The following is a 26,594-nucleotide window of genomic DNA, read 5'->3' as shown; positions in this document are numbered from 1 at the left end:
GACAGTAGGGGTGGGGGTTTGCTGGTCTTGAAGACCACCCAACCCCCGTGGCGGGGGGGCTACGCGCGCCAGCAGGTCGCCACGTGGTCGTTGACCATGCCGGTGGCCTGCATCAGCGCGTAGCACGTCGTGGGGCCGACGAAGCGGAATCCTCGGCGCTTCAGTTCCTTGGCCATCGCCTTCGACTCGGCGGTCACGGCGGGCACGTCGGCCAGCGTGGGCGGACGCGCGCCGTCGGACGGTGCGAAGGACCAGAGCAGGTCATCGAGCGGGACGTCCAGCCCTTCGACGGCGCGCGCGTTGGCGATGGTGGCCTCGATCTTGGCTCTGTTGCGAACGATTCCCGCATCCACGAGCAGCCGCTCGACGTCCTTCTCACCGAACTCCGCGACGGCGGCGATGTCGAACCCTGCGAACGCGGTGCGGAAGTTCTCGCGCTTGCGCAGGATCACCAACCACGACAGGCCGGACTGAAACGCCTCCAGGCTGATCCGCTCGAACAGCTCGCGCTCGCCGCGTAGCGCAACGCCCCACTCCTCGTCGTGATAGGCGATGTACTCCGGCGCTGAGGTGACCCAGCCGCAGCGGGTCCGGACGTCGGTGCTCATGCCGCCTCCGCTGGGAAAATCGCGTCGTCGGTGCTCACGTGTACTCCTCGCAGAACTCGGCGAACCGGTTCAAGGAGTACCGCACACCCCCGACAAAGAACGGTCGCACCACGGGCCAGCCGACCGCGCCCACGACGCCGAAGGGCAGGTACAGGTCCTCGCCCCACACGAAACGCGAGCGCCCCGGCCCGTCCTCGCGGACCGCGAAGATCCCGGGCCCCTGCACGGGCCACCCGGTGTGCAGGACCTGGCAGCGGTGCGGCGGGTCCCACACGGTGATCTCCATGTGGTCGGTGAAGCCGACGCCCGCCTTGCCGGTGAAGGCCGCGAGCGTGGAGCCGACGCTGCGGCCGTCGCCCTTGGTTACGCGCACGGTGGTGCCGAGCATCCACTCGTGCTGGCGGTCCCAGTCGGTCGCCGCCGCCCACACCGTCTCCACTGGCGCGGCGACGGCGACCTGCAGGGCCAGGCGGGTCACTGCTGAGCGTCCTGCTCGACGACGGGCAGCTGCTGCCGCTCCAGCTCTTCGACGCGCGCCCGGAGCGTGTCCAGCTCACCGGCGACGCGTTCGAGCACCCAGTCGACCTCCGACATCTTGTAGCCGCGCGCGGCCTGCTGGAACCGCAGCGTGCGCAGGTCCTCACCGCGCGCGCCCGCGGCGGGCAGCTGGGTCGGCGACGCGCCGGGGGGCAGCGGAGCGAGTTCCTCGCCTCGGCCGAACACCAGTGATGCCAGCAGGAACACCACTGCGGCCACGAGGATCATGATCAGGAGGTAGATCAGGGCGGTGGTCACGCCGAAGATCGTGGCACGAACGCCCGCCGGGAGCAGCCCTCAGGCCGCGGCCGACACGGTGAAACAGCGCCGGGTCATGCCGACCAGCCGCACCATCACCACGAGTCCGAAGCCCAGCGTCGCCAGGATCGCCGGTGACAGCAGCAGTCCGAGGTTGAAGTAGGCCGTCGCGGTGATCAACGCGCCCTGGAGCACGACGCAGGCGGTCAGCGCGCCGGTGCTGAACGATCCGGCGAGGCGCCCGAAGGACCGGCCCGAGCGCTGGCACCTGCGCAGCCGAGGACCGCCCACGAGAGCGAGCACGCCGAGCACGGCGACGACGACCCACGCGTAGTTCACGACCGAGGCCAGCACCGGGACCCACGACGGCGAGGTCGGCCAGCGCCCCATGAAAAGCAGGTGCACCACCAACATCGCGGCCAGCAGCGCTCGCATCGTGCGCGCGCCTTGTGCCACGGCGAGCTCTTCCTGGTACTCGTCGGCGATCAGTGACAACGGGCCGAACTCGGCGACCGCGCGGGCCTGCGCGGTGGTTTCGGGGAAACCCGCGTCCCGGTAGGTCGACGCGGCGTCGTCCAGGCTGTTGCGCGCCTCGGCGAGCAGATCCGCCTTCGCCGCCCGAGGCCCGTCCAACCGGGCGCCGAGCCTGTCGATGTAATCGCCTATCAGGCTTTGGCCGGCCACGGGCCGCTCCCGAGCACGCCTTCGATGGCCACGGTGAACTCCCGCCACGCGGTGCGCTGGTTGGCCAGCTCGCGTTCGCCGGAGGGGGTCAGCTTGTAGGTGCGGCGCTGCCTGCCGGAGACGGTGCTCCACTCGCTGCGCACGAAGCCACCGCGCTCCAGGCGTCGCAGTGCCGGGTAGACGGTTCCGGTCGGCAGGTCGAGCGCTCCGCCGCTGCGCAGCTGCAACGCTTCGATGATCGCGTATCCGTGCAGTTCCCTGCCGTCCAGCGTGGCCAGCAGCAGAGCGTCCAAATGCCCGCGCAAGGCGTCCGACTTCACATCGACGAGTGTAGTGCCCCTCGGCCGTTCAGGGTAGTGCCACTACTTATTCCCAGCACCTGGCGCATCGGCGGCCGGTCGGCGAGCGCGACCGTCGTGGTGTCCGGCAACCACTCCCCCGCGACCTGGGCGAACTGGACGAACTCCGCGCTGCCGGGATTCGAGGCACCACAACGCGACATCGCCGCGCCGAGGATCTGCCGGGCCATCACGCCGAGCTGGGCCAGCGAGCGGTTGCGGTGCTTGCGGACTCCGAGGTTGACCTGCGCCAGCCCGGCGAGGCCGAAGTGCGCGTGCGCGTCGAGCAGCAGTCCGATCTCCACGCCGTAGCCCGCCGCGAACGGCACCGACTCCAGGAACGACCTGCGGGCCGCGTACTCGCCGCCGAGCGGCTGGATGATCCCGCCGAGCTCGGGGCGCAGCGCGGACAGCACAGGCCGTGCCAGAAGCTCGGTGACACGCCCGCCACCGGAGCTCTCCAGCCGAAGCGGGCGCCGGTAGAAACCCTTGACCAGCTGGACCTCCGGCCGCGCCAGCAACGGCCCGAGCAGTGCGACGACGAACCCCGGGTCGAAGTCGACGAGGTCGGAGTCCAGGAACACCACAAGATCGCCCGTGGTCGCCGCGAGCGAGCGCCACAGCACCTCGCCCTTGCCGGGAACCGGTGGCAGCTCCGGCAGCACGTCCTCGCGGCGCACCACCCTCGCCCCCGCTTCCACGGCGACCGCCACCGTGCGGTCGGTGGAGCCGGAGTCCACCACGACCAGCTCGTCGATCAGTCCGAGCAGCGGCAGCAGGGCGGTGACGATCGCGCCGACGGTGCCCTCTTCGTCCAACGCGGGGAGAACGACACTGACGCGCTGAGAACCCTTGCGGGCCAACAGCTCCTCAACCGTCCACTGTGGATCTTGCCAGGTGTTCTCGTCGAACCACTCGTCGAACCACTCGTTGAGCCGGGGGTGCACGGGACCAACCCTGTCACGCCAGCGCGCGCAGAACCCGCGCGGGCGGCCGGGTCCCGGCGATGCTGGCCACCATGTCCACCACCTGACGGGTCCTGCCGACCTCGTGCGCACGGAACACCCGAGCTCCCGCCCACGCGGCCACCGCCGTCGCGGCGAGGGTGCCGTCGACCCGTCCGCTCACGTCGACGTCCAGGGTCTCGCCGACGAAGTCCTTGTTGGACAAGGCCATCAGCACCGGCCAGCCGGTCGCGACCAGTTCGTCCAGCCGTCGCAGCAGCTCCAGCCCGTGCCAGGTGTTCTTGCCGAAGTCGTGCGTCGGGTCGATCAGGATGCCCTCCTTGGGCACGCCCAGCCCGGCCATCCGCTCGGCGAGCGCGACCACCTCGTCGGCGACCTCGGCCACCACGTCGCGGTAGTGCGCGCGGTGCGGGTCGGTGCGCGGGGCGAGCCCGCCGGTGTGCGAGCACACGATGCCGACGCCGAACTCCGCCGCGACCTCGCCCAGCAGCGGGTCCGCGCCCGCCCACGTGTCGTTGAGCAGGTCGGCGCCCGCCTCGCAGACCGCCCTGCCGACCTCGTGCCGCCAGGTGTCCACGCTGATCACCAGCTCGGGGTGGCGCTCGCGGACCGCGGCGACGAAGGGGACCACCCTGCGCGCCTCCTCCGCGGCGTCGACGACCTCGCCGTGGGAACCCGCTCTGACGCCGCCGATGTCGACGATGTCCGCACCCTCGGCCACGGCCAGGTCCACCGCCGCCATCGCGGCACCGTCGGTGAAGGTGGCGCCACGGTCGTAGAAGGAATCCCTGGTGCGGTTGACGATCGCCATCACCAGCGCGCGATTCCCCGGCACCTCGCGCGTGCCGAACTTCAACGGAGTCACCCCGTCGATCGTGCCAGGCGGCACCATCCCCCGATCGGGCCGCGGTGAACGTGAAGCGCGTCACACGTTCTTGCTACTTGCGAGTAGGCAGCCGTCTACTGCTTGCACCACTGTGACTCACGTCACCGGCGACAAGTCACCAGGAGTGCCCGTGCGACGCCTGTCCTCCCTGCTCACGGCGGCCCTGCTCACCGTCGGCCTCACCACAGCCATCAGTCCGGCAGCCACAGCCGCCGGACTCACCGCGCGCTACGACCGCATCCCCGCGAGCGGCGGGGTCACGCTGACCGCCCGCGTGTACACCCCGTCGAGCACCGGAAAACACCCGCTTGTCGTACTGCCCGCGAGCTGGAGCGCGCCGACGCTGGAGTACGAGATCCCCGCCCGCAAGCTCGCCGACCGCGGCTACGTGGTGGTGTCCTACACCCCGCGCGGCTTCTACACCTCCGGCGGCAAGATCGAGGTCGGCAGCGCCAACGACGTGGCCGACGCCCGCGCGGTGATCGACTGGGCGTTGGCCAACACCCCCGCCTCAGCCGACCAGATCGGCATGGCGGGCATCTCCTACGGCGCGGGCTTCAGCCTGCTGACCGCCGCCGCCGACCCGCGCGTCAAGGCCGTCGCCGCGCTCAGCACCTGGTCGGATCTGGAGAAGTCGTTGGGCGCCAACGACACCTGGAGCGCGCAGGGCATCGCCGGGCTCGGCGCCGCCGGCAAGCTGACCGGGCGCTTCGGCCCGGAGCTGGACGCGATGCTGGCCAACGTGCTCGCCAACGAGCGCGAGCCCGTGAAGACCTGGGCCGCTCCGCGCAGCCCCGGCAGGAAGCTCGACCAGCTCAACGCCAACAAGCCCGCCGTGCTGATCGCCAACGCGTGGCAGGACGGCCTGTTCCCGCCGGACCAGGTCGTCGAGCTGTTCAACGGCCTCAAGGGCGCGAAGCGGCTCGAACTGGCTCCCGGTGATCACGCGACCCCAGAGGCGGTCGGTCTCGCGGGCCTGCCCAACGACACCTGGGAAACGACCTACCGCTGGCTGGACCACTACCTCCGGGGCACCGACAACGGCGTCAACGCCGAGCCGCCCGTGCGGCTGAAGCCGACCATCGGCGGGGCCGCGCGGAACTTCGCCAGCTGGTCCGCGCTGACCTCCTCGACCAGCAGGCGCTACCTCGGCGACGTGAACCCGCTGATCGGGCGCACCGGCGAGCTGGCGACGAGCGCGAAGACCGGCTGGACGCACACGGCCAACGGCGGCGTCGACACCGTCGCGGACTCCGGCCCGGTGCTGCTCGCCGGGGGCGCCACGCAGATCGGCCTGCCCGTCGCCGGCTGGCTGCCCGCCGTCAGCAGGCTCAACGCAGGTGTCTGGCAGACCGAGCAGATGTCAAGGCGCACAACGGTTTCCGGTACTCCAAAACTGCACGTGACGGTGACTCCGAGCGCGTCGGACACCTCGCTGTTCGCCTACCTCTACGACGTCTCCGGTCTCGGTGTCGGGCGGCTGCTCTCGCACAAGCCCGTCACGCTCGTCGACCGCAAGGCCGGTGCCGCGCAGCAGGTCGACGTGACCTTGCAGCCCGTCCTGCACGACGTGGAGGCGGGCCACCGGCTGGTCCTGGTGATCGACACGGTGGACCCGAGGTACGCGTCGGAGACCACGCTCGGCGAGCGCCTCACCTTCACCTCGCCCGCCGCGTCGCCGTCCTACCTCGACATCCCGCTCGGCTGAGCTGTCCTGGGGTCGACCGGTGCTGATCACGACGGAGCGGTTGTCGCTGCGGCCGTTCACCCCGGACGACGTGGACGACGTGCTTGCCTACCAACGGCTTCCCGAGGTCGCCCAGCACATGCGCTGGGCGCCTCGCGGTCGCGAGCAGGTGGTGCGCGCGGTCGAGCAGTTGGTGCGCGAGAACGAGCTGCGGGAGGAGGGCGACTGCCTCAGCCTCGCGGTGGTGCTGCCGGGGAAGGCGACCGTGATCGGCCAGGTCGAGCTCGTCTGGCGAAGCGTGGAGCACCGCCAGGGCGAGGTCGGCTACATCTTCAACCCGGCCCACCAGGGCAAGGGATTCGCGACGGAAGCGGCCCGCGCGGTGCTGGGGCTGGGCTTCGAGGAGCTGGACCTGCACCGGATCATCGGGCGCTGCTCGGCGCGCAACACGGCATCGGCGGCACTGCTGGCACGCCTGGGAATGCGCCGTGAAGCGCACTTCATCGGCACCGCGCTCGACGAGGACGGGTGGCGTGAGGAGTACGTCTTCGCGATGCTGCGGGACGAGTGGCGGGCGCACACCGCGCCCGCCACGCCCGACGCGCTCTAGTGCGCGTCCTCCCAAGCCTTGTAGGCGTCCTTCACGATCTGCAGCGCCTCGTCGACGTCGTCGGTGACGTGGACCAGCGCGAGGTCCTTCTCACCGATCTTGCCGTGCTTGCACACGCTGTCCCGCAACCAGTCCGCGAGGCCGCCCCAGTACTCGCTGCCGAAGAGGACAACCGGGAACTTGGTGACCTTCTTGGTCTGCACCAGGGTCAGCGCCTCGAACAGCTCGTCGAGCGTGCCGAAGCCGCCGGGCAGGCAGATGAACGCCTGCGAGTACTTCACGAACATCGTCTTGCGGACGAAGAAGTAGCGGAAGTTCACCCCGAGGTCGACCCACGGGTTGAGCCCCTGCTCGAAGGGCAGCTCGATACCGAGGCCGACGGAGAGCCCGCCCGCCTCCTGGGCGCCGCGGTTGACCGCCTCCATCGCGCCGGGGCCGCCGCCGGTCATGACGGCGAAGCCCTCCTCGGCCAGCGCCTTGCCCAGCGTCTGGCCCATCGTGTACTCGGGGTGGCCCTCGCGGGTGCGCGCCGAGCCGAACACGGTGACCGCGCGCGGCAGCTCGGCGAGCGCGCCGAAGCCCTCCACGAACTCGGCCTGGATGCGCATGACCCGCCACGGGTCGGTGTGCACCCAGTCCGACGGGCCACGGGAGTCCAGCAGCCGCTGATCGGTCGTGGTCGCCTCGACGCTGTGCTCACCGCGCAGGGTCACCGGCCCCCGCTGCTTCTCCGGGGTGTTCCCGTCGCCACGGGACTTCGCGTTGTCATCAGTCATGTTTCTCACCCTCACGACGCTAGAGCCGGATGATCACGAAGAAAGCCGCTCCGCGCCATCACTTCGGTGGAATCGAAGGGATCAGCTGACGAACTTTCTCAGCACGTCCGCGCAGTGGGTGATCTGCCACGCCGGAACGTGCTCCTCCTGGGTGTGCGCGAGCTTCGGGTCACCGGGGCCGAAGTTCACCGCGGGCATGCCCAGCGCGGCGAAGCGGGACACATCGGTCCAGCCGAGCTTGGCCACCGGGGTCGCACCGCCGGACGCCGCGATCAGCTCCTGCGTGACCGGCGCGTTCAGCCCCGGCAGTGCTCCGGCCGCGCCGTCGGTGACGGTCAGCTCGAAGCCCTCGAAGACCTCCTGGAGGTGCGCGAGCGCCTGCTCGGGGCTGCGGTCGGGGGCGAAGCGGTGGTTGACGCTGACCACGCACTCGTCCGGCACCACGTTGCCCGCGACGCCGCCGGTGATCTTCACGGCCTGCAACCCCTCGTGGTAGCGGCAGCCGTCGATCTCCGGCTGGCGCGGCACGTAGTCGCTGAGCCTGCGCAGCAGTTCGCCGGCGCCGTGGATCGCGTTGACACCCATCCAGCCGCGCGCGGTGTGCGCCCGCTTGCCGGGAACGCGCACGTCGACGCGCATGGTGCCCTGGCAGCCCGCCTCGATCGCGGCGTCGGTCGGCTCGCAGACGACGGCGAGGTCGCCGCGCAGCCACTCCGGCAGATCGCGCTGGATGCGGGTGAGCCCGTTCAGCTCGGCCGCGATCTCCTCGCAGTCGTAGAACACGAACGTCAGGTCGAAGCGCGGCTCGGTGACGGTGGCGGCGAGGCTGAGCATGACCGCGTCACCGCCCTTCATGTCCACCGTGCCCAGGCCGTGCAGCACGAGCTTCTCGCCCTCGGTGGAGCGGGAGTGCGGCATGTTCTGGTTGACCGGCACGGTGTCCAGGTGCCCGGCGAGCACCACGCGGGACGCGCGGCCGAGGTTGGTCCGCGCGAGCACCGCGTTGCCGCTGCGGATGATCTCCAGGTGTCCCGCCTGAGCGCGCAGAGCCGCCTCGACGGCATCCGCGATCACCGCCTCGTCGCGGGAGACGCTGGGGATGTCCACCAGGGCCGCGGTCAGCTCGACAGGGTCAGCGGTGAGGTCAAGAGGCGGGATCACACGCGGCACGCTACAGAAAATTCTCCGTGGGCCGTTACCGTGCAGGCGTGACGCACACTCCTGACCCGCAGACCACCGGCGCACTGGGCGTCGGCCTCGCCACGATCGCCGCTGACGGCACCGTGCTGGACACCTGGTTCCCCGCTCCCGAGCTCACCGACTCCGGCGAGTCCGGCACCAAACGCCTCACCAGCGAGGAGACCATCGCGGCCCTGGGTGATGCTGCGCGCGCCGCTCTCGGCGCGGACACCGAGCGCGGTGTCGAGGTCGTCGGCGTCCGCACCGCCATCGGCAAGCTCGACGACGCCCCGGTCGACGCGCACGACGTCTACCTGCGCCTTCACCTGCTCTCGAACCGCTTGGTCCAGCCGCACGGGCAGAGCTTGGACGGCATCTTCGGCCTGCTCGCCAACGTCGTGTGGACCAACCACGGCCCGTGCGCCGTCGAGGGCTTCGAGCAGACGCGCCTGCGGCTGCGCGCGCGTGGCCCGGTGACCGTGTACAGCGTGGACAAGTTCCCGCGCATGGTCGACTACGTGATGCCCACCGGCGTGCGCATCGGTGACGCCGACCGCGTCCGGCTCGGCGCGCACCTGGCCAGCGGCACGACCGTGATGCACGAGGGCTTCGTGAACTTCAACGCGGGCACCCTCGGCGCGTCCATGGTCGAAGGCCGGATCTCGGCGGGCGTGGTGCTCGGCGACGGCTCCGACCTCGGCGGTGGCGCTTCGATCATGGGCACCCTCTCCGGCGGCGGCAAGCAGGTCGTCGCGGTCGGCGAGGGCTGCCTGATCGGCGCCAACGCCGGAGTGGGTATCTCCCTCGGTGACGACACCGTCGTCGAGGCCGGTCTCTACGTCACCGCGGGCACGAAGGTGACGGCGGAGGACGGCAGTGTCGTGAAGGCGCGCGAGCTCTCCGGCGTCTCCGGACTGCTGTTCATCCGCGATTCGGTCTCCGGCGCGGTGAAGGTGAAGTCGCGCACGCCCGGCGGCTTCGAGCTGAACGCCGTGTTGCACGCCAACGACTAGGTCCTGCCCGGTGGCATGATGAGCCCGTGCCGGAATTGCTGGGGCGGGCGTCCTTCCCGTCGGGTGATCTGCTCCTGATCGACTTCGGCTTGCTCCGGCTGTGGTCAGGTGATCAACCGCCACTGCTGCCCGAGGAGCTCGCGCCCGCCGAGGTCGTGGCGAAGGCGAACGCCGCGGCGGACTTCGAGATCGTCGGTCCGCAGGCCGCCGCGGCAGCCGCACGGCTGGACCTCGCCGCCGTCAAGGGGCGGTACGCCTTCGACCTGCCGGAGGGCAGTGGCTCCGTGGCTGAGGCGGTCGCGCGCACCGGGCTCGAAGCGACGGTGCGGCAGGTGCCGAGGATGCCGCACCACACGCGGGTGCAACGGCTGCTCGACGATCTGCCCAGCGGCGCCGAGGTGCCGTTCCACGGCGGTTGGGGCGTCGCGGTACGTGGTCTGCCGACCCGGTCGCTGCGGGTGCTGGGTGAGCGGATGGAGCCGGGCGAGGACCAGCAGCGGTGGCGCTCGGTGTGGGTGGAGTGCGCGGAAGGCGTGCCCACCGAGTCCGTCGAAGCCGGGTACGTGCTGGTCGACGAGGCTCGGCTGATGTTCGCCGATCCGACCGCGTTGAACTCGTGGGTCAACGACGAACCTGGCGACGGGCTCTTCGACCTCGCGTTCTGGGGCGGGGACGAGGAGCAGGTCGCGACGAGGCTCGCCGCGACCAAGGCGGAGGACGAGTACCTCTGGACCGATCTCACCGTCGACCAGGTTCGGCCGCTGTACCACCAGTTGCAGTCGTTGCGGGACAACGGTTTGAGGTTCGCGTTCGACCTGCGGCCACACGACGACCACTTCCGCGTGCTGAAGCAGATGCGATCGTCCTCGACCGAGTCCGGAGTGATCGAGGTCGGCGACGCGCTGATGACCGGCTGGTTCACCAGTTGGGGCGACGGCGCGTTCCCGGTGTACCGCGACCTCGCCGAGGACGGCACTCTGTTGCGCGTCCGCGTGGAGCTGGGTGCTCCAGAGATCGTGACCCGCCAACGGCGACTGGAACGGCTGTACTTCGGCGACCTCGCGAAGATGGCGATCGTGTCCGTCCGCGTGGCCCGCGACGGTGCGCCCGTCGCGTGGCTGTACCGCGAGGAGCCCGACCGCGAGGAGGACAGCGGCTGGCGCGTGTTCGCGGGCGACGAGACGCAGGAGTACATCGACGACGCGCGCAACGCCGCGATCCTGCCGCTGCGCGAGCTGATCAGCGCTGATCCCGCGTTGGAGGCGGTGTTCGAGCAGCCGCCGGGCTCGGCGTTCGAGCGGGCGGACGGCGTGTTCGTGCCGGCCGACGAGCACTAGCTCCCGTGCGCGCCCGCTGAGAACGATCAGCCCGCGAGGCGGTCGGCCGCGGCCGCGACGCGCTCGTCGGTGGCGGTGAGGGCCACGCGGACGTGCTTGCCGCCGCTGGGCCCGTAGAAGGTGCCGGGGGCGACGAGGACGCCGCGCTCGGCCAGCCACGCGACCGTGGTCCACGCGTCCTCGTCCCGGCTCGCCCAGAGGTACAGCCCGGCTTCGGAGTGGTCGACGCGAAAACCGTTGGCCTGCAACGCTTCCAGCATGACCTTGCGTCGTCCGGCGTAGCGGTCCCGTTGCGCCACGACGTGGTCGTCGTCGTTCATCGCCGCGGTCATGGCCGCCTGCACCGGGCGCGGCATCATCATGCCCGCGTGCCTTCGCACCTCCAGCAACCGCTTGACCAGCACCGGATCGCCCGTGACGAACCCGGCGCGGTACCCGGCGAGGCTGGAGGTCTTGGACAGCGAGTGCGCCGCGACGATGTCCGCGAGGCTGCCGCCGTGCACCTCGGGTGAGAGCACCGAGGCCGGGCGGGCCGTCCACGGCAGGTCCAGGTAGCACTCGTCGGAGGCGATGAACGCTCCGACCTCGCGGGCCGCGGCGACCAGCTCGGCGAGCGCCTGAGCGGGCAGCACGCGACCCGTCGGGTTGGACGGCGAGTTGACCCACAGCAGTGTGGTGCCTGCCGGGGGGAGCTCGCCGTCGCGCAGCCGGACCACCTCGGCCCCGGCCAGCCGCGCTCCGACCTCGTAGGTCGGGTAGGCAAGCTCGGGGATCGCGACGACGTCGCCGGGGCGAACGCCGAGCAGGGTGGGCAGCCATGCCACCAGCTCCTTGGAGCCGATGGTCGGCAGCACCGCGTCGTGGTGGAGACCGGTGATGCCGTGCCTGCGCTCCAAGGCGCCCAGAACCGCCTCGCGCAGGGCGGGAGTGCCGTGCGTCAGCGGGTAACCGGGCACGTCAGCGACAGAGCCGAGCGCGGTGGAGATGACCGGGGCGACCGGGTCGACCGGGGTGCCGACCGAGAGGTCGACGATGCCTCCAGGGTGCGCGCCCGCGGTGGCCTTCGGGCCGGCGAGCGCGTCCCAGGGGAAGTCGGGGAGGTCAGGACCGCCCCGGTGCGCGGAGGCCGGGCCGATCAATGCTCCGACGCCTGCGGCGGCAGCGCGGCGACCATCTTGTCGTCGGCCTTGATCTTGCCGATCTTGGAGGCGCCGCCGGGCGAGCCGAGGTCGTTGAAGAAGTCGACGTTCGCCCTGGTGTAGTCGGTCCACTGCTCGGGGACGTCGTCCTCGTAGTAGATCGCCTCGACGGGGCAGACCGGCTCGCACGCACCGCAGTCGACGCACTCGTCGGGGTGGATGTAGAGCATCCGATCACCCTCGTAGATGCAGTCGACGGGGCATTCCTCGATGCATGCCTTGTCCAGCACGTCGACGCAGGGTAGGGCGATCACGTAGGTCACAGCGGTCTCCTGCTCCTTGTCAGTTCGGCCGCGCGGTTCGGGTCGCACGACTCCCGCCAGTATCCCCCGAGCACCATGAAGAGTGTCACCCGGTGCCGCTTCTCACAGAGAAATTCGAATGCGATCCCGGCTGGTGAACGCCGAGGATGCGCGGGTGTCGAGCGACGACGAAGCCCTTGAGCTGCTGTGCGCCCGCGCCTGGCCCGCCGTGGCCGAACTGCGCGTCGGTGACTGGCGCGCTCGCACCGCCGGGGGCTTCACCGGCCGCGCCAACTCCGCACTGCTGCTCGGCTCGCCCGGCATGCCCGTCGCCGACGCCCTCGCCAAGGCCGCCGCGTTCGCCCGCGAGCACGGCCAGCCGCCCCGCGCGCACGTGATCACCGACAGCCACTGGGAGCCCTCGCTGCTCGCCGCAGGTTGGCGCCCGGAGGTCGAGCACTCCGGCATTCCGTCCTTCGTGCAGGTAGGTGCTCTTGAAGCGTTCCTGGCTCCGCACCGCGCCGAAGTCCGCTCGGAGCCGTGGTCGCAGTGGTGGCCGCTCATCGTCGGCCGCGCTTCGCCCACACCCGCCGAGCACCACGTCCTGACCTCGGCCGATGCCGTCGGCTACGGCGCCGTCACCGTCGACGGCGAGGTTCTCGCCGCCGTTCGCGGCGCTGTCGTCGACGGCCACCTGCACTTCGCTCGACTCGCGGTGCGCCCCGACGCCCGCCGCCGCGGCCTGGCCCGCGATCTGCTCGCCGGTCTGGCTTCCTGGGCCCAAACCCTTGGTGCGCAACGCTATGTGCTCCAGGTTTCGCACAACAACGCGCCCGCGCTCCGCCTCTACGAGACCCTCGGCGCCCGCACCCACCACGCCTACCGCTACTGGGTGCCTGCCTAGCTTTGCGCGCGTGGCAAACCGTCCTCCCGTAGCGTGGAAGGCCGGTCGGAGCGGGGGGCTCAGCCATGGTCAACGTCCACGACGGCGCGGGAAGCGGTCGCCGCCCTCCCGCGCAACCGACGCCGGAGCCTGCTCCAACGCACGTCATCGACGTCGAGCCGTACATGATCCCTGTGCTGGCCGCCACGTTCGCCGAGCAGGCCGCTCTACTGCGCAAAGAGCTGACAAAGGCGCGCAGCGCCCTTCGAATACGCGAACCGTGGCTCGGTGACCCAGTCAGCGTCGAGGCGACCAGGCTGTTCAACAAGCACCTCACCGACGACGAGTTGTCCCTGGTGAACGTGCTCAGCCAACTCCGCGACCAGTACCAGGCCAACTACGAGGCGCTGATGGCCGCCGCGAAGCAGTACAACATGGTCGAGCAGACAAACTCCGCCCTTCTCGAACGGGGAATCACGCCGTGAACCACCGCCGCATCACTGCGCTTCTGATCAGCCTCACCGCGGCGGCGTCGGTGACAGCGTGCGGCCCCAGCGAAGATCCCCTGCCCGGACCGACGTTGCCAGCGCCGAGCACAACCCGCGCGTTCCCAGCTCGGCCGAAGACCATCTCCTTGAAAGACGTCGATCCCTGCCAGCTGCTCACGGACCAGCAACTGGAACAGCTGACCTACGGCAAGAACCGCCTGCCAGACAAGGGAAGTCGCCTCGGTGAGGCGCAGTGCAGCGTCGGCAACGACTTCGGTCCGATGCCCCGTCTGGGCTCGCTGATCTCACTCGTCATCTCGGAGGACATCACCACCTGGCTCACCCCAGAACGCCAGCAGGGCCTCGAAGGTACCCGACAGATCTCCATCGCTGGCTACCCGGCGCTGGAGATCACCGGGAAGCTCACCAAGGACGACTGCCAGGTCGTTGTCGACGTCGCGGACGGGCAGTACCTGGACGTCCTCGCGGCTCCGAACCACGGCCGTGGCGCCAGCCCGGAGCCGTACTGCGTCGAGGCCAAGCGCGTCGCCGAGATGGTGATGGCGACACTGCTCGCCAAGCAGTAGCTAGGTGCGGGCCGGGGTGGTGCCGAGGACGCCGCCAAGGACGACGGCGCCGGGCAGGGCTCCGACGGCGAGCATGGCCAGTGGGCGCCAGTCGTTGGTGAGCAGCAGGTCGCCCCCGGGACCGGCGATGCCGAAGCCGATCACGGCGAGCAGCCACACCAGCAGCGGAGCGCCCGCGACCGACATCCGCGTCGACAGGCCCGCCGCGAGCTTGACCAGCAGGGGCGTGGTCAGGCCCGCGACGAGCACGGACAACGGCAGCGGCCAGTTCGCCTCGACGCCGACGCCGGGCGCGAGGTCGCGCACCCGCAGCGGCAGGAACGCGAGCTCCGCGACGGCGAGCAGGACGGCGTCGACGAGCAGGACGACGAAGAACAGGCGGTCTGCGGCTGAGCGCACTAGCGTCCGGCCCCTCCACTAGCGACGGGGACGCCGAAGAGGTCCGTCTCGGCGCCGTCGGCACTGCCCTTGGCCAGCACGTAGTACTCCGAGCTCACCAGCGGCTGGGCGATGCCGTTGGACAGCGCGTAGGCCGCCGTCCCGTCGCCAGCCTGCCAGACCTGCACCTGGGTCGCGTGCGCGCGCAGTGCGCCGATCTTGGCGGTGAGGTGCTCGGAGACGTCGACCGCGGTGGTGATCTCGGCGTCCTCGGTGACCGGCAGCTCGCCGGGCTCGGGCAGCCGGAACGGCAGGCCCTCGACCTCGGTGAGCGCGGCGACCCCCGCCTCGGTGTCCGCGCGGGAGGTGACCGCGTAGAACACCCGGTCGACGTCGGGCACCCGCTCGGTGGCGGCCATGGTGACCTCGTGCGCGCGGATGTGGTCGGGGTGGCCGTAGCCGCCGTTGGGGTCGTAGCTGACGACGACCTGGGGCCGCAGCTCGCGCAGCACCGCCTCCAGCGCCCCGACCTGCTCCTCGAAGTCGCCGTTGACGAAGGCCCTGGGGTGGGCGTTCGCGGCGGTCTCGACCATGCCGGAGTCGCGCCAGCGGCCGGGGCCGCCGAGGAAGCGGTGGTCGGCGATGCCGAGCGCGCCACAGGCGGAGCGCAGTTCGCCGACCCGGTAACCCCCGAGCTGGTCGGCCGCGTCGGGGCCGAGCCCGCGCAGGCCTTCGGGGATGACCTCACCCTCTTCGCCGAGGGTGCAGGTGATCACGGTGACGTGCACGCCCTGTGCCGCGTACCGCGCGATCGTGCCGCCGGTCCAGAGACTCTCGTCGTCCGGGTGTGCATGGACCAGCAGCAGCCGTGGTGGAGCCGTCAGTGTCACCGGATCAGCGTAGTGGCGGGGTTGTCAACGCTTCGCACCGTGGTCACCCCGATCGAGGGGAATATTCGCCTCTATGACTGGATCGGGTCTTCTTTGCAGGTGAACACCTAGATAACCAAGATCGAATGCGTGTCGTCGTTCATACTCTCCGGCCGCCCCGCACCCACTCGTCCGAAGATCGACATGACGCACAGCGACCACATGCGAAAGCGCCCCCCGCACGAGGTGCGGAGGGCGCAGGCGCACTGCGAACGGGCTACACGACTTCCTTGACCTCGGCGAAGTGGCAGGCGGAGAGCGTTCCCCCGGTCCTGCGCTCCAGCTTCGGCTCCTCGACCGCGCAGATGTCCTGCGCCTTCCAGCAGCGGGTGCGGAAGCGGCAACCCGACGGCGGGTTGACCGGGCTCGGCACGTCACCGGTGAGCACGATCCGCTGGCGCTGCCGCTCGGCCGTCGGGTCGGGCAGCGGCACCGCGGACAGCAGCGCCTGGGTGTACGGGTGGCTCGGCTGGGCGTAGATGTGCTCCCGCTCGCCGATCTCCACGATCTTGCCCAGGTACATCACCGCGACCCGGTGCGAGATGTGCCGCACCACCGACAGGTCGTGCGCGACGAACAGGTACGCCAGCCCGAACCGCTGCTGCAGCTCCTCCAGCAGGTTCACCACGCCCGCCTGCACCGAGACGTCCAGCGCGGAGACCGGCTCGTCCAGCACCACGAGCTTGGGGTTCAGCGCCAGCGCGCGGGCGATGCCGATGCGCTGCCGCTGCCCGCCGGAGAACTCGTGCGCGTAGCGGTTGCGGTGCTCGGGGTTGAGGCCGACCAGCTCCAGCAGTTCGTCGACCCGGCCCTGGACGTTGCCGTCGTAGCCGTGGATCTGGAACGGCTCGGAGACGATGTCGTTGATCGACCACCTCGGGTTCAGCGAGGCGTAGGGGTCCTGGAACACGATCTGCATGTCCCTGCGGACCGGCCGCAGCTGCTTGGTGGTCAGCTCCGTCAGCTCGCGCCCCTCGAACTTCACCGAGCCCGAGGTGGGCTTGTGCAGCTGGAGGATGGCGCGCCCGGTGGTGGACTTGCCGCAGCCGGACTCACCCACCAGGCCGAGGGTCTCCCGCGCGGCCAGGTCGAAGGTCAGCCCGGAGACCGCCTGCACCTCGCCGACGGTGCGCGGGATGACCCCGCCACCCCGGATGGGGAAGGACTTCACCAGGTCGCGGACCTGCAGCAGCGGCTCGGTCCTCGTGCTGCCGTCGCGGGTGTCCTGCGCGGCGGAGTCAGCGGTGTTGACGCTCATGGGGTCTTCTCCTCCTCAGCCGCGATGCGGGCCTCCACCGCCGCCAGGTCCTCGGCGACGGGCAGGCTCGGGTCGGCCGCGGCCAGCTCGGCGGGGTTCTCCACCGTGCCGATCTCGCTGTGCGCGAACAGCTTCTTCGGTTCCGGGTGCTGGGCCAGGTGCTCCCAGCGGATGCAGCGCGCGGAGTGCCCGTCGACGCCGACCCGCAGCAGCTCGGGCTCCGCGGTGGTGCAGTCGTCGGTGACCAGCGGGCACCTCGGGCTGAACGCGCAGCCGGGCGGCAGGTTCATCAGCGAGGGCGGCGCGCCCTTGATCGGGGTGAGCCGCTGGCCGATGAGCCCCGCGTGCGGGATCGAGCCGAGCAGGCCGACCGTGTACGGCATCCTCGGGCTCTCGAAGACCGTGTTGACCTGGCCGGACTCCACGACGGTCCCGCCGTACATGACCTGGACCCTGTCCACCATGCCCGCGACGACACCGAGGTCGTGGGTGATCATCATGATCGCCGCGCCGGTGAGGTTGCGGATCTCCAGCAGCGTTTCGAGCACCTGGGCCTGCACCGTCACGTCGAGCGCGGTGGTCGGCTCGTCGGCGATGATCAGCTCGGGGTCGTTGATGATCGCCATCGCGATCATCGCCCGCTGCCGCATACCGCCGGAGAACTCGTGCGGGTACTGCTTGGCCCGCCGGTCCGGCTGCGGGATACCGACCTGCTCCAGCGAGGCGACGGCCTTCTCCCACGCGGTCTTCTTCGGCACCGCGTGGTGCGCCCGGTAGGCCTCGGCCAGCTGCCAGCCCACGGTGTAGACCGGGTTCAGCGAGGTCATCGGGTCCTGGAAGATCATCGCGATGTCGTTGCCGCGGATCTTCTCCAGCGCCCGGCCCTTGAGCCCGACGATCTCGGTGCCCTTGAACGCGATCGAGCCGGAGACCTTGGCGGTCTTGGGCAGCAGGCCCATGATCGCCGAGGAGGAGACGGACTTGCCGGAGCCGGACTCGCCGACGATGCCGAGGACCTCGCCCCGGTCCAGCTCGAAGGACACGCCGCGGACCGCGTGCACGACGCCGTCCTCGGTCGGGAAGTCCACGCCGAGGCCCTCGACGGTGAGCAGTTTCTCGGAAGTGGTCATCAGGCACGCACCTTCGTCTGCCTCGGGTCGAACGCGTCGCGCAGACCGTCGCCGATGAAGTTGATCGTCAACGAGATCAGCACGATCACCACGAACGGCGCGTAGAACAGCCACGGCCGGTCCTGGAACTGCGAGTAGTTCTCGATGATGATCAGGCCGAGCGAGGTGTCCGGCGGCTTCACGCCGAGGCCGATGAAGGACAGCGCGGCCTCGGAGAGCACCGCCGTCGCCACCGCCAGCGTCGCGTTGACCGTGATGATGCCGGTCAGGTTCGGCAGGATGTGCTTGAAGATGATCCGGCTGTTGCTGGCACCGAGCGCCTTGGCCGCCTCGATGAACTCGCGTTCGGCGAGCGAGAGGGTCTGGCCGCGGTTGATCCGGGCCACCTGCATCCAGCTGAACAGGCCGAGCACGATCGCCACCGTGTACCAGCTGGCGGGGAAGGCGTGCACCGCGATGGCCACCAGTGCCAGCTGCGGCACGATCAGGAACAGGTCGACCAGGCGCATGACGAAGGTGTCGACGGCCCCGCGCAGGAAGCCTGCGACCGCGCCGAGGGTCACGCCGATGATCGTCGCCATGAACGCGACGACCAGCGCGATCAGCAGGGAGTACTGCGTGCCCTGGAAGATCAGGGCGAGCATGTCCTTGCCGATCTGGCTGGTACCGAGCGGGTGCTCGGCGCTGGGCGATGCGAAGGACGAGCCACCGGTGTAGGTGATGTCGTACTTCCAGAACGCGCCGCCGAAGACGGCGCCCAGTGTCAGCAGCACGAGGATGACCAGGCTGGCCATGGCCAGACGGTGCCGCATGAAGCGGCGCAGGACGGTCTGCCACTGCTTGCGCGCGCCGGTGCCGAACTCGTAGCTCGACGACGCCGCCCCCGCTGCCGGGGTCTCGGTGATCTGCGGGTTAGCCAAGGCGAATCCTCGGGTCCAGGATGCCGTAGAGGATGTCGGCAACGAGGTTGAAGACGACGACGAGGATGGCGGTGATCATCAGCCACCCCATCAGCATCGGTGGGTCGAACTGCTGCACCGCGCTCACCAGGAGGTTGCCCATCCCGTTCCAGCCGAAGACGCGCTCGGTGATGATCGCACCGCTGAACACCGCGCCGATGTTGAGCGCGGCCAGGGTGGTCACCGGGATCAGCGCGTTGCGGAAGGCGTGCCGGAAGATCACCCGCGCCGGGCGCAGGCCCTTGGCGTGCGCCGTCCTGACGTAGTCCGAGCTCAGCGTCTCCAGCATCGAGGCCCGCTGGAACCGGCTGTACGCGGCGAAGCTGATGGCTCCGAGCGCGATGGTCGGCAACAGGAACGTGCCGGTGTAGAGCCGGAACTGTTCGAGGACGTCGCCCTTGAACCCGCCGACAGGTGGGCCTGCCGTTGTCAGCCAGCGCCTCATGCCGAGACCGGTCAGCACGTCGTTGAACTGGATGCCGTAGGTCTTGACCACGATCGCGACGCAGAACACCGGCATCGAGAACATCACGAACGCCGTGGAGGTCGCGAGGTAGTCGAAGATGGAGTACTGCCGGACCGCGGCGAGCACGCCGACGGCGATGCCCAGCGTGACCGCGAGGACCTCGGCCCCGAGCACCAGCTTGAAGGTGGTGCCGAAGGCGGTGGTGACCCGGTCGAAGACGTCGGCCCTGGCCTGGCCCAGCGCGATGCTGGTCCCCCAGTCACCGGACAAAAATGAGGTGAGCCAGTCCCAGTAGCGTGACAGGATCGGCTTGTCGAGGCCGAGTTCGAGGGCCAGGTTCTGGATGTCGGCCTCGGTCGTGCCGGGACGGCCGCGCAGCCCCGACAGGGGATCACCGGCCGAGGCGACCATGAGGTAGGCGAGGAAAGATCCGATGCCGAGGATCGGGATCGAGACCAGTAGTCGCCGAAGAATGTAGCGAACCACGTTGTCTTCCTTGGTGGGAGCGAGTTCGGGGGCGAACACACCGCTTGTGGCGGCTCGGGGAACGCCGTTCCGGGAGACGCGCAGCGCGAACCATACTCGCCGGTAACCGGATTACGAGTGGTCCGACAAAGCTTCGAATACGAAGCGGGCCGGGACCAGGTGAAGTCCCGACCCGCTTCGAGTTCTCTACTTCGTTCTACCGCTGCGAGGTGCGGAGATCAGGAGATCTCCCACTCCCACGCGTTCCAGGTCGAGCCGTTGCGCGAGTGGTAGCCGACGTTGGTCACGTTGTCGTTGAACGCGATCAGGTTGGCCAGCGAGAACAACGGCAGCGAGGAGTAGTCCTCGGCCATCGCCTTGTTCGCCTTCTGCAGAGCGGCGTCGCGGACGGACTCGTCGAACTCGGTGTCGACCTTCGGCATCTCGGCGTCGACGGTCTTGTTCGAGTAGCCCTGCCAGTTCTGGCCACCACCGGTGATGTAGATCGGCTTCTTCTCCGACTTGAACGGCGAGCCGACCCACGCGAACAGCGCGACGTCGTAGTCACCGTTGCTGACCCGCTCGTCGAGGAAGTTCGGGTCGGTGTCGTCCTCGATCTGGATACCGGCCTGGCGGCAGGAGGACTGGATCAGCTCCACGGTCTGCTTGCGCCGGGGGATGTCGGTGTGGCTGATCTTGAAGGAGGCCTTCTGGCCGCCCTTCGCGAAGATGCCGTCGCCACCCTTGGCCCAGCCCGCGGCCTCCAGCGTCTTACCGGCCTTGGCCGAGTCGGCGGGCATCACCGAGGTGAAGTCGTCCTTGTAGCCGGACTCCTCGGCCATGAACAGCAGGCTGCCCAGCGGCTTCGCGGCCGGGTCGACGCCCTTGACCAGCTTGTCGACGATCTCGTTGCGGTTGACGCACTCGGCGAAGGCCTGGCGGAAGGCCTTGTCCTGGAACAGCGGCCGCTTGAAGTTCAGGTCGAGGTGCTCGAAGGTCGCACCCGCCTTGGCGGAGTACTTCACGCCCTGCGAGGACAGCTCGCGCAGCTGACCGGCCAGCACCGGCTCGGCCTGCGGGGCGATGATCTGCATCTCGCCGTTCTGCAGCGCCTGCTTCTGCGCGGTCGGGTCGGCGATGCTCTTCATCGTGATGGCCTCGGGGCCACCCGGGTTGCCGCCCCACTTCTCGTTGCGCACGAAGCGGACGAACTGGCCCTGCTGCCAGGAGTCCATCTTGTACGGACCCGAGGCGGGCATGATCTCCTTCTTGAACCCGTTCCAGCCGGTGTTCCAGAAGGTGGCGACCTTCTCCACCTCGGGAGAGGTCGGGGTCACCTTGGTGACGTCGGCGACGCCGGTCTCCTTCTCCAGGATGTGCGCCGGGAGCATGGCGGCCTTGTCGAAGATGCCCTTGTAGTCCGCGTACGGCTGGCTGTACGTGGTGACGAAGGTCAGGTCGTCCTTGCACTCCGGGGTGATGTACTCGTACCCGGTGGTGCCGGCCGGGGTGAAGTAGCTGCTCTTGCCGTCCGGCTTCTTCGCCTTACCGCTCTGCGAGAGCCAGGCCAGGTAGAAGTCGTCGCAGTCCCAGGCGGCGCCGTCGGACCACTGCACGCCCTTCTTGATCTTGTACGTGATGACCTGCGGGCTCTTCGAGGTCTCCTCGACGGCGTCCATCACGTCGCCGTTCAGCAGAACCTTGTTGTTGATGTCGACGAAGAAGGGCTCCGTCAGGATCAGGTTCGCGATCAGCGTGTTGTTGAAGTTGTTGCCGTCCGCGGTCTGGTTGTTGTACGTCGTGTACGGAGCATCGTGACCGACGACGACTTCCTTGCCCGACTTCACCTTGGGCGCCTTGTAGATGCCGTCCGGCTGCGAACCCTTGGCAGCCGTCAGGACACCTCCGCTTCCGGAACCGCCGTCGGTACCGCCACCTCCACCGCAGGCGCTCAGCGTGAGGACCCCAACGGTCAGCACGGCGAACGCGGAGACAGCCTTGGATCTCCTCATGGACACGAGCCCTCCTAGCGCTGGGACACCACACGGCCGATCGGGGCCATGCTGACCCATCATCAAAGGACGCGCCTTCTCACTGCCCTCGACCGGCGCGTCGGGTTGCACGCTAGGAAGCCAACTCGGCGACGGTCATCCTCCGCCCGTCGATCGTGACCAAAGGGTAACTCAGGTATGACGGAGGGTGACTAGTCAGTTACCGAACGCCAGAGTTCGTTTTCCGAACGGTAACTTACACAGATTTTCCACCGTGAGTACGTAATCTTCGACAAGGCGTCCACCCGTTCGAACTACATGCCGGAACTCGTTCGGACAGAGTGACCGCCGTCGCATCGACGGATCGTCACGGCCTCGGTCCGATAGGGCGACGGGCTGCTCCGGCACCCCCGGCGGTCGAGCACGCCCATAACCGACGACGGAGCGTGAGCCTCGGCGAGGTCCGGCCCCGCGCCGGGCACCCGCGCGGGCAAACGATGGCTCACTTCGTCGGCGGGGGCAGTGTCGGCGTCGGTGTCGCGCTGCTGGAGACGACCGGGACGCGCTTCCAGTCGGCCGCTTCGACGAACGGGCCGACCAGCGGAGGGCCCGCCGTCACGCCCGCGACCTCCTGGCGGGTCACCAGGGTGTCGCTGAGCTGGAACAACGGGATCGACACCGTCTGCTGCCAGAGCGCGGCCTCGATCCCGGGCAGCGCGTCGGCCAGCGGCATCGAGCCGGTCAGCGCGCCGTCGATCACCGGCTGCAGCGCCCGGTCGCAGAAGCTCGCGGGGTTGGGGCGGCCGACCGGGACCCCGCCGTCGCTGTCGCTCTCGGTCCAGCAGCCGAAGTTCGAGGCCAGCACGGTCGCCGGGTCCTCACCGAAGACCTGCGGCACGACCGCGATGTCCACGCCGCTGTCCACCGACGCGCCGGGCTGCTGCGCGGGCGAGAGCATGTCGCCGTAGAGCTGGTCGCCGACCGAGGTGACCACGCGGGCCGGGATCGACGCGCCCGCGAGCTGGCGCTGGAGCTGGTGGGCGACCATCACGTACGGCTCGTTCTCGGCGGGCGCGGCGATGATCAGGTTGAGCTGCTGGCCGTTGCGCATCCACGCCCCGGCCTGCTGGGTGTAACCGGCCTCGACCATCAGGCGCTCGACGGCGGCCAAGTCGGGCTTGCCGCTGCCGGGAATGCCTTGGGGCATCGTCGGTTTGTAGCCGCGCTGCGAGGGCGCGTAGACGTGCGCGTCGGCGCGCAGCTGAGCGGAGGGGCCGTTGCCGGTGCCGACCCCGATGAGCGCGTCGCGGTCGATCGCCGCGGCGACGGCCGCGCGGACCCGGCTGTCGGACAGGCGCGCGCTGGCCGGGCGCAGCAGCAGCTGGAGCACCGTCGGCCTCGGCACGGTGGTCAGCGAGACGGTCTTGCCCAGTTCCCGCAACGACTCCATGGCGATCTGGTCGGGTCGCAGCAGTGACATCTGGTCGTTGCCGCTGCGCAGCGCCGAGACGAGGCCGTTGTGGTCGCTCTTGCGGAGCACGATGCGGTCCAGCACGGCGGGCTGGTCCCAGTAGCGGTCGTTGCGCTCCAGGACGACCTCGCCGCGGTCCACGTCGACGCTCTTCAGCGTGAACGGGCCGCCCGAGGCGGGGAAGCTGCTCTCCATCGCGCCGAGCCAGCCGCCGGGGGCGTCCTTGAGCAGGTGCGCGGGCAGCAGGTTGGCGAACAGCGAGCGCCAGCCCGGGTAGGGCTTGCGGAAGGCGACCTCGACGGTCTTGCCGCTGTCGCGCGAGGAGATGCCGGAGATCAGCCGGTAGCCCGCGGAGTTGACCACGCCGGGCGAGGAGCGCATCTGCTGCCAGAGGTAGTCGAAGTCCTCGGCCGCGATCGGCGCGCCGTCGGACCAGGAGGCGTCGCGGCGCAGCGTGTAGGTGACCGTGAACGGCTCGGTCTTGGTGACCTGGGCGGAGCTGACGATCGTGCGGTCCAGCACCGGGGCGCCGTCCGGGCCCGGCCGGTGCACCGAGGGCAGCAGCAGCGCGCCCAGCGTGGTCGTCAGCGCGGACTGGTCGGCGAGGGTGTGCGGGTTGAACCCGCGCCGGAGGGTGTCGATGCCGACGACGACCTCGGTCAGGTTCGGCGCCTTCGACGGCGTGATGCTCGGGGTGGAGGTGACCAGTTGCGGCGGCGGCAGGTCGGTGCAGGCGGAGACCCCGGTCAGGGTGGCGCACAGCAGCGCGAGCAGCCGCCTCGATCTACCAGGTCTGTTCTCCCCTGCGGAGCCCACGCGGCACACCTCCCGTTGCTCGTGTCGTGAGTCGGCGTCCTCGTCACGGCCAGCTCGGAAGGACGTGTTCGGCACGAGGCTGCCAGACGGGGCGCCCGGCGCCGTCGCCGGTACCCCGACCGCGACGAACACCAACCTACTTGGAGTTGGCCCCTCCTCTGGTGACGTGCCGCCGCCGTTCCGGTTGCGCGAGCCGATGATCTTGCGCGCGAAAGCCCCCCACCGGGGTGTCAGGACCGACGTCCCGCCAAAGGAGCCACTGACGGATGAGGGCCCGCCGGGACGAATCCCGGCGGGCCCTCAGCGGTTCGGGTGGTGCTCAGTTCAGGCGCTTGGCGCGGGCGCGCTCACGGCCGCGCAGGTGCGAGTCGAGCACCAGCTTGCGCACGCGGACCACGGTCGGCGCGACCTCGACGCACTCGTCGGAGGCGCAGAACTCCAGCGCCTCCTCCAGCGAGAGCTTGCGCGGACGGGCCAGGGTCTCCATCACGTCGGCGGAGGACTGGCGCATGTTGGTCAGCTTCTTCTCGCGGCAGACGTTGACGTCGAGGTCCTCCGAGCGCGGGTTCTCGCCGACGACCATGCCCTCGTAGGCGTCCGCGCCGGGCTCGACGAAGAACGTGCCGCGGTCGGCCAGCTGGATCATCGCGTAGGCGGTGATCGCGCCGGTGCGGTCGGCGACCAGGGAGCCGGTGTGCCGGGCCCGGATCTCGCCCGCCCACGGGTGGTAGCCCTCGAAGACGTGGTTGGCGATGCCGGTGCCGCGGGTCTCGGTGAGGAACTCGGTGCGGAAACCGATCAGGCCGCGGGCCGGGATCACGTACTCCAGCCGGATGCGGCCGGTGCCGTGCCCGCCCATGGTCTCCATCTGGCCCTTGCGGTTGGCCATGAGCTGGGTGATCGCACCGAGGTGCTCCTCGGGCGAGTCCACGGTCAGGCGCTCGAAGGGCTCGCAGAGCTTGCCGTCGATGGTCTTGGTGACCACCTGCGGCTTGCCGACGGTCAGCTCGAAGCCCTCCCGGCGCATGGTCTCCACCAGGATGGCCAGCGCCAGCTCACCACGGCCCTGCACCTCCCAGGTGTCGGGGCGCTCGGTGGGCAGCACGCGCACGCTGACGTTGCCGACCAGCTCGGAGTCCAGGCGCGACTTGAGCATCCGCGCGGTGATCTTGGTGCCGCCGTTGCGACCGGCCAGCGGCGAGGTGTTCACGCCGATGGTCATCGAGATCGCAGGCTCGTCCACGGTGATCCGGGGCAGCGGGCGCGGGTCCTCCAGGTCGGCGAGGGTGTCGCCGATGGTGATCTCCGGGATGCCCGCGATGGCGACCAGGTCACCGGCGATGGCCTCCTCGGCGGGGACCCGGTCCAGCGCGTCGGTGATCAGCAGCTCGGTGATCTTGACGCGCTGGGTGGAGCCGTCCTCGCGGCACCAGGTGACCTGCTGGCCCTTCTGGATGCGGCCGGCGTGCACGCGGCAGAGCGCGATGCGGCCGAGGAAGCTGGAGGCGTCGAGGTTGGTGACCAGAGCCTGCAGCGGGGCGTCCACGTTCGCCTTGGGCGCGGGCACGTAGTCCAGCAGGACCTTGAACAGCTCGTCCAGGTTCTCGGTCTCCGGCAGCTCGCCGTCGCCGGGCTGGGCCAGCGAGGCGCGGCCCGCGCGGGCGGAGGCGTAGATGACCGGGAGGTCCAGGATCGCGGCCTGGTCGACCTCGATGCCCGCGGACTCCAGGTCGGTGGCGAGCTCCAGCAGCAGGTCGTGGGTCTCCTCGACGACCTCGGCGATGCGGGCGTCCGGGCGGTCGACCTTGTTGACCACCAGCACGACCGGCAGGCCTGCGGCGAGGGTCTTGCGGAGCACGAAGCGGGTCTGCGGCAGCGGGCCCTCGGAGGCGTCCACCAGCAGCACGACGCCGTCCACCATGGCGAGGCCGCGCTCGACCTCACCGCCGAAGTCGGCGTGGCCGGGGGTGTCGACGACGTTGATGGTCACCGGGCCGTCCGGGGTCTCCCGGCGCACCGCGGTGTTCTTCGCGAGGATGGTGATGCCCTTCTCGCGCTCCAGCTCTCCGGAGTCCATGACCCGGTCGACCAGCTCGGCTCGGGCGGAGAAGGCGCCGGACTGCCGCAGCATGGCGTCGACGAGGGTGGTCTTGCCGTGGTCGACGTGCGCCACGATCGCGACGTTGCGCAGATCAGTCCTGGTGCGTTCGGTCGTCGGTGCGGTGGGCACGCGGGGGCTCCTCAAGTGAAATGCCAGGGGGCGGCCACCGGCTCCTACGCGCACGTGACCCACTTGGAGGATAGCCGCTGACGGAGCGTGCTCCCTACCGCCCACAAGATCAGGCAAGCCTAACCTAGCCTGATGGCACCGGTACTCCGACGACAGGGACGTGGGCGCGCGTGGGCAAGGGAAAAGTCAAGAAGAAGTGCTGCCGGTCGAAACCCCGGTGCAAG

Annotated in this window: 27 protein-coding genes; 7 read left to right on the top strand and 20 right to left on the bottom strand. The window is 69.8% G+C overall.

What is annotated here, in order from left to right:
* Positions 1-59 precede the first annotated feature (59 nt).
* Genes ABD798_RS33720 through folP form a run of 7 tightly spaced genes read right to left on the bottom strand, consistent with a single transcriptional unit; the run spans position 60 to position 4,282 of the window.
* Complete coding sequence (locus tag ABD798_RS33720; protein ID WP_344884377.1) at positions 60-608, bottom strand: DNA-3-methyladenine glycosylase I; 549 nt, start codon at positions 606-608, stop codon at positions 60-62.
* Between the two features lie 34 nt (positions 609-642).
* Entirely contained in the window at positions 643-1,086 is a 444-nt protein-coding gene (locus ABD798_RS33715) for an SRPBCC family protein (protein ID WP_344884374.1), read from the bottom strand.
* Positions 1,083-1,403 (bottom strand): DivIVA domain-containing protein, encoded by a 321-nt coding sequence (locus ABD798_RS33710; protein ID WP_344884371.1) that lies wholly within the window; start codon positions 1,401-1,403, stop codon positions 1,083-1,085. The genes ABD798_RS33715 and ABD798_RS33710 overlap by 4 nt, the downstream gene beginning before the upstream one ends.
* Before the next feature lie 39 nt (positions 1,404-1,442).
* On the bottom strand, positions 1,443-2,087 hold the full coding sequence (locus tag ABD798_RS33705) for a permease prefix domain 1-containing protein (protein WP_344884368.1): 645 nt from the start codon (positions 2,085-2,087) through the stop codon (positions 1,443-1,445).
* On the bottom strand, positions 2,069-2,407 hold the full coding sequence (locus ABD798_RS33700) for a PadR family transcriptional regulator (RefSeq protein WP_086819536.1): 339 nt from the start codon (positions 2,405-2,407) through the stop codon (positions 2,069-2,071). Before ABD798_RS33700 ends, ABD798_RS33705 begins: the two co-directional genes overlap by 19 nt.
* Entirely contained in the window at positions 2,404-3,372 is a 969-nt protein-coding gene (locus tag ABD798_RS33695) for a glucosyl-3-phosphoglycerate synthase (protein ID WP_344884363.1), read from the bottom strand. Before ABD798_RS33695 ends, ABD798_RS33700 begins: the two co-directional genes overlap by 4 nt.
* 13 nt (positions 3,373-3,385) lie before the next feature.
* On the bottom strand, positions 3,386-4,282 hold the full coding sequence (gene folP / locus ABD798_RS33690; RefSeq protein WP_425549316.1) for a dihydropteroate synthase: 897 nt from the start codon (positions 4,280-4,282) through the stop codon (positions 3,386-3,388).
* Positions 4,283-4,406: 124 nt separating this feature from the next.
* Here folP and ABD798_RS33685 point away from each other — a divergent pair, with 124 nt between their 5' ends.
* The gene (locus ABD798_RS33685; RefSeq protein WP_344884357.1) at positions 4,407-5,984 is read left to right on the top strand and encodes a CocE/NonD family hydrolase; all 1,578 of its coding nucleotides are present in this window, start codon (positions 4,407-4,409) and stop codon (positions 5,982-5,984) included.
* A gap of 19 nt (positions 5,985-6,003) precedes the next feature.
* On the top strand, positions 6,004-6,573 hold the full coding sequence (locus tag ABD798_RS33680; RefSeq protein WP_344884354.1) for a GNAT family N-acetyltransferase: 570 nt from the start codon (positions 6,004-6,006) through the stop codon (positions 6,571-6,573).
* Here the strand turns inward: ABD798_RS33680 and ABD798_RS33675 are convergent.
* A complete protein-coding gene (locus ABD798_RS33675) occupies positions 6,570-7,349 on the bottom strand; it encodes an LOG family protein (RefSeq protein WP_344884351.1) in 780 nt (259 codons plus the stop codon). The genes ABD798_RS33680 and ABD798_RS33675 overlap by 4 nt on opposite strands.
* A gap of 81 nt (positions 7,350-7,430) precedes the next feature.
* The gene (gene dapE, locus ABD798_RS33670; protein WP_344884432.1) at positions 7,431-8,507 is read right to left on the bottom strand and encodes a succinyl-diaminopimelate desuccinylase; all 1,077 of its coding nucleotides are present in this window, start codon (positions 8,505-8,507) and stop codon (positions 7,431-7,433) included.
* A 50-nt stretch (positions 8,508-8,557) separates the two neighbouring features.
* Between dapE and dapD the strand changes: the two genes are divergently transcribed.
* Both dapD and ABD798_RS33660 read left to right on the top strand, forming a co-directional pair.
* Positions 8,558-9,541: a 2,3,4,5-tetrahydropyridine-2,6-dicarboxylate N-succinyltransferase gene (gene dapD / locus ABD798_RS33665; RefSeq protein ID WP_344884348.1), complete on the top strand. Its 984-nt coding sequence runs from the start codon at positions 8,558-8,560 to the stop codon at positions 9,539-9,541.
* A 26-nt stretch (positions 9,542-9,567) separates the two neighbouring features.
* Positions 9,568-10,878 carry a DUF2185 domain-containing protein gene (locus ABD798_RS33660; protein WP_344884345.1) on the top strand — a complete coding sequence of 437 codons (1,311 nt, stop codon included), beginning with the start codon at positions 9,568-9,570 and terminating at the stop codon, positions 10,876-10,878.
* A gap of 26 nt (positions 10,879-10,904) precedes the next feature.
* Here ABD798_RS33660 and dapC read toward each other — a convergent pair whose 3' ends face one another.
* Positions 10,905-12,017 carry a succinyldiaminopimelate transaminase gene (gene dapC / locus ABD798_RS33655; RefSeq protein WP_344884342.1) on the bottom strand — a complete coding sequence of 371 codons (1,113 nt, stop codon included), beginning with the start codon at positions 12,015-12,017 and terminating at the stop codon, positions 10,905-10,907.
* A complete protein-coding gene (gene fdxA, locus ABD798_RS33650) occupies positions 12,014-12,340 on the bottom strand; it encodes a ferredoxin (RefSeq protein WP_344884339.1) in 327 nt (108 codons plus the stop codon). Before fdxA ends, dapC begins: the two co-directional genes overlap by 4 nt.
* Positions 12,341-12,494: 154 nt before the next feature.
* Between fdxA and ABD798_RS33645 the strand changes: the two genes are divergently transcribed.
* The 3 genes from ABD798_RS33645 (at position 12,495) to ABD798_RS33635 (ending at position 14,277) form a co-directional block, all read left to right on the top strand.
* Positions 12,495-13,223 (top strand): GNAT family N-acetyltransferase, encoded by a 729-nt coding sequence (locus ABD798_RS33645; RefSeq protein ID WP_344884336.1) that lies wholly within the window; start codon positions 12,495-12,497, stop codon positions 13,221-13,223.
* A 65-nt stretch (positions 13,224-13,288) separates the two neighbouring features.
* Entirely contained in the window at positions 13,289-13,687 is a 399-nt protein-coding gene (locus ABD798_RS33640) for a hypothetical protein (RefSeq protein ID WP_344884334.1), read from the top strand.
* The gene (locus ABD798_RS33635; RefSeq protein WP_344884331.1) at positions 13,684-14,277 is read left to right on the top strand and encodes a DUF3558 domain-containing protein; all 594 of its coding nucleotides are present in this window, start codon (positions 13,684-13,686) and stop codon (positions 14,275-14,277) included. The genes ABD798_RS33640 and ABD798_RS33635 overlap by 4 nt, the downstream gene beginning before the upstream one ends.
* Here ABD798_RS33635 and ABD798_RS33630 read toward each other — a convergent pair whose 3' ends face one another.
* The 9 genes from ABD798_RS33630 to typA form a co-directional block, all read right to left on the bottom strand.
* Positions 14,278-14,676, bottom strand: a complete 399-nt coding sequence (locus ABD798_RS33630) for a hypothetical protein (RefSeq protein ID WP_344884328.1) — start codon at positions 14,674-14,676, stop codon at positions 14,278-14,280.
* Positions 14,676-15,545 carry an N-acetyl-1-D-myo-inositol-2-amino-2-deoxy-alpha-D-glucopyranoside deacetylase gene (gene mshB / locus ABD798_RS33625; protein ID WP_344884324.1) on the bottom strand — a complete coding sequence of 290 codons (870 nt, stop codon included), beginning with the start codon at positions 15,543-15,545 and terminating at the stop codon, positions 14,676-14,678. The genes ABD798_RS33630 and mshB overlap by 1 nt, the downstream gene beginning before the upstream one ends.
* A 256-nt stretch (positions 15,546-15,801) precedes the next feature.
* Positions 15,802-16,842 carry an ABC transporter ATP-binding protein gene (locus ABD798_RS33620; protein ID WP_344884321.1) on the bottom strand — a complete coding sequence of 347 codons (1,041 nt, stop codon included), beginning with the start codon at positions 16,840-16,842 and terminating at the stop codon, positions 15,802-15,804.
* Positions 16,839-17,972 carry an ABC transporter ATP-binding protein gene (locus ABD798_RS33615; protein ID WP_344884318.1) on the bottom strand — a complete coding sequence of 378 codons (1,134 nt, stop codon included), beginning with the start codon at positions 17,970-17,972 and terminating at the stop codon, positions 16,839-16,841. Before ABD798_RS33615 ends, ABD798_RS33620 begins: the two co-directional genes overlap by 4 nt.
* Positions 17,972-18,892 (bottom strand): ABC transporter permease, encoded by a 921-nt coding sequence (locus ABD798_RS33610; RefSeq protein ID WP_344884314.1) that lies wholly within the window; start codon positions 18,890-18,892, stop codon positions 17,972-17,974. The genes ABD798_RS33615 and ABD798_RS33610 overlap by 1 nt, the downstream gene beginning before the upstream one ends.
* Positions 18,885-19,883, bottom strand: coding sequence for an ABC transporter permease (locus ABD798_RS33605; protein WP_344884311.1), 999 nt, complete (start codon positions 19,881-19,883; stop codon positions 18,885-18,887). The genes ABD798_RS33610 and ABD798_RS33605 overlap by 8 nt, the downstream gene beginning before the upstream one ends.
* Before the next feature lie 218 nt (positions 19,884-20,101).
* A complete protein-coding gene (locus ABD798_RS33600) occupies positions 20,102-21,874 on the bottom strand; it encodes an ABC transporter family substrate-binding protein (protein ID WP_344884308.1) in 1,773 nt (590 codons plus the stop codon).
* Positions 21,875-22,355: 481 nt separating this feature from the next.
* The gene (locus tag ABD798_RS33595) at positions 22,356-24,140 is read right to left on the bottom strand and encodes an ABC transporter family substrate-binding protein (RefSeq protein ID WP_344884305.1); all 1,785 of its coding nucleotides are present in this window, start codon (positions 24,138-24,140) and stop codon (positions 22,356-22,358) included.
* 319 nt (positions 24,141-24,459) lie between these two features.
* Positions 24,460-26,370, bottom strand: a complete 1,911-nt coding sequence (gene typA, locus ABD798_RS33590; protein ID WP_344884302.1) for a translational GTPase TypA — start codon at positions 26,368-26,370, stop codon at positions 24,460-24,462.
* Between the last annotated feature and the right edge of the window lie 224 nt (positions 26,371-26,594).

The organism is Allokutzneria multivorans (genome assembly GCF_039537405.1).
Classification (GTDB): Bacteria; Actinomycetota; Actinomycetes; order Mycobacteriales; family Pseudonocardiaceae; genus Allokutzneria; species Allokutzneria multivorans.
Note: the sequence above shows the minus strand (reverse complement) of the source record. Positions and strands in the feature narration are given on the sequence as shown.

Excerpts from the sequence above, each read along its gene's own strand:
- ABD798_RS33720 (WP_344884377.1), bottom strand. The coding sequence starts at position 608 with ATGAGCACCGACGTCCGGACCCGCTGCGGCTGGGTCACCTCAGCGCCG.
- folP (WP_425549316.1), bottom strand. The coding sequence starts at position 4,282 with ATGGTGCCGCCTGGCACGATCGACGGGGTGACTCCGTTGAAGTTCGGC.
- ABD798_RS33675 (WP_344884351.1), bottom strand. The coding sequence starts at position 7,349 with ATGACTGATGACAACGCGAAGTCCCGTGGCGACGGGAACACCCCGGAG.
- ABD798_RS33640 (WP_344884334.1), top strand. The coding sequence starts at position 13,289 with ATGGTCAACGTCCACGACGGCGCGGGAAGCGGTCGCCGCCCTCCCGCG.
- ABD798_RS33620 (WP_344884321.1), bottom strand. The coding sequence starts at position 16,842 with ATGAGCGTCAACACCGCTGACTCCGCCGCGCAGGACACCCGCGACGGC.
- ABD798_RS33615 (WP_344884318.1), bottom strand. The coding sequence starts at position 17,972 with ATGACCACTTCCGAGAAACTGCTCACCGTCGAGGGCCTCGGCGTGGAC.
- ABD798_RS33600 (WP_344884308.1), bottom strand. The coding sequence starts at position 21,874 with ATGAGGAGATCCAAGGCTGTCTCCGCGTTCGCCGTGCTGACCGTTGGG.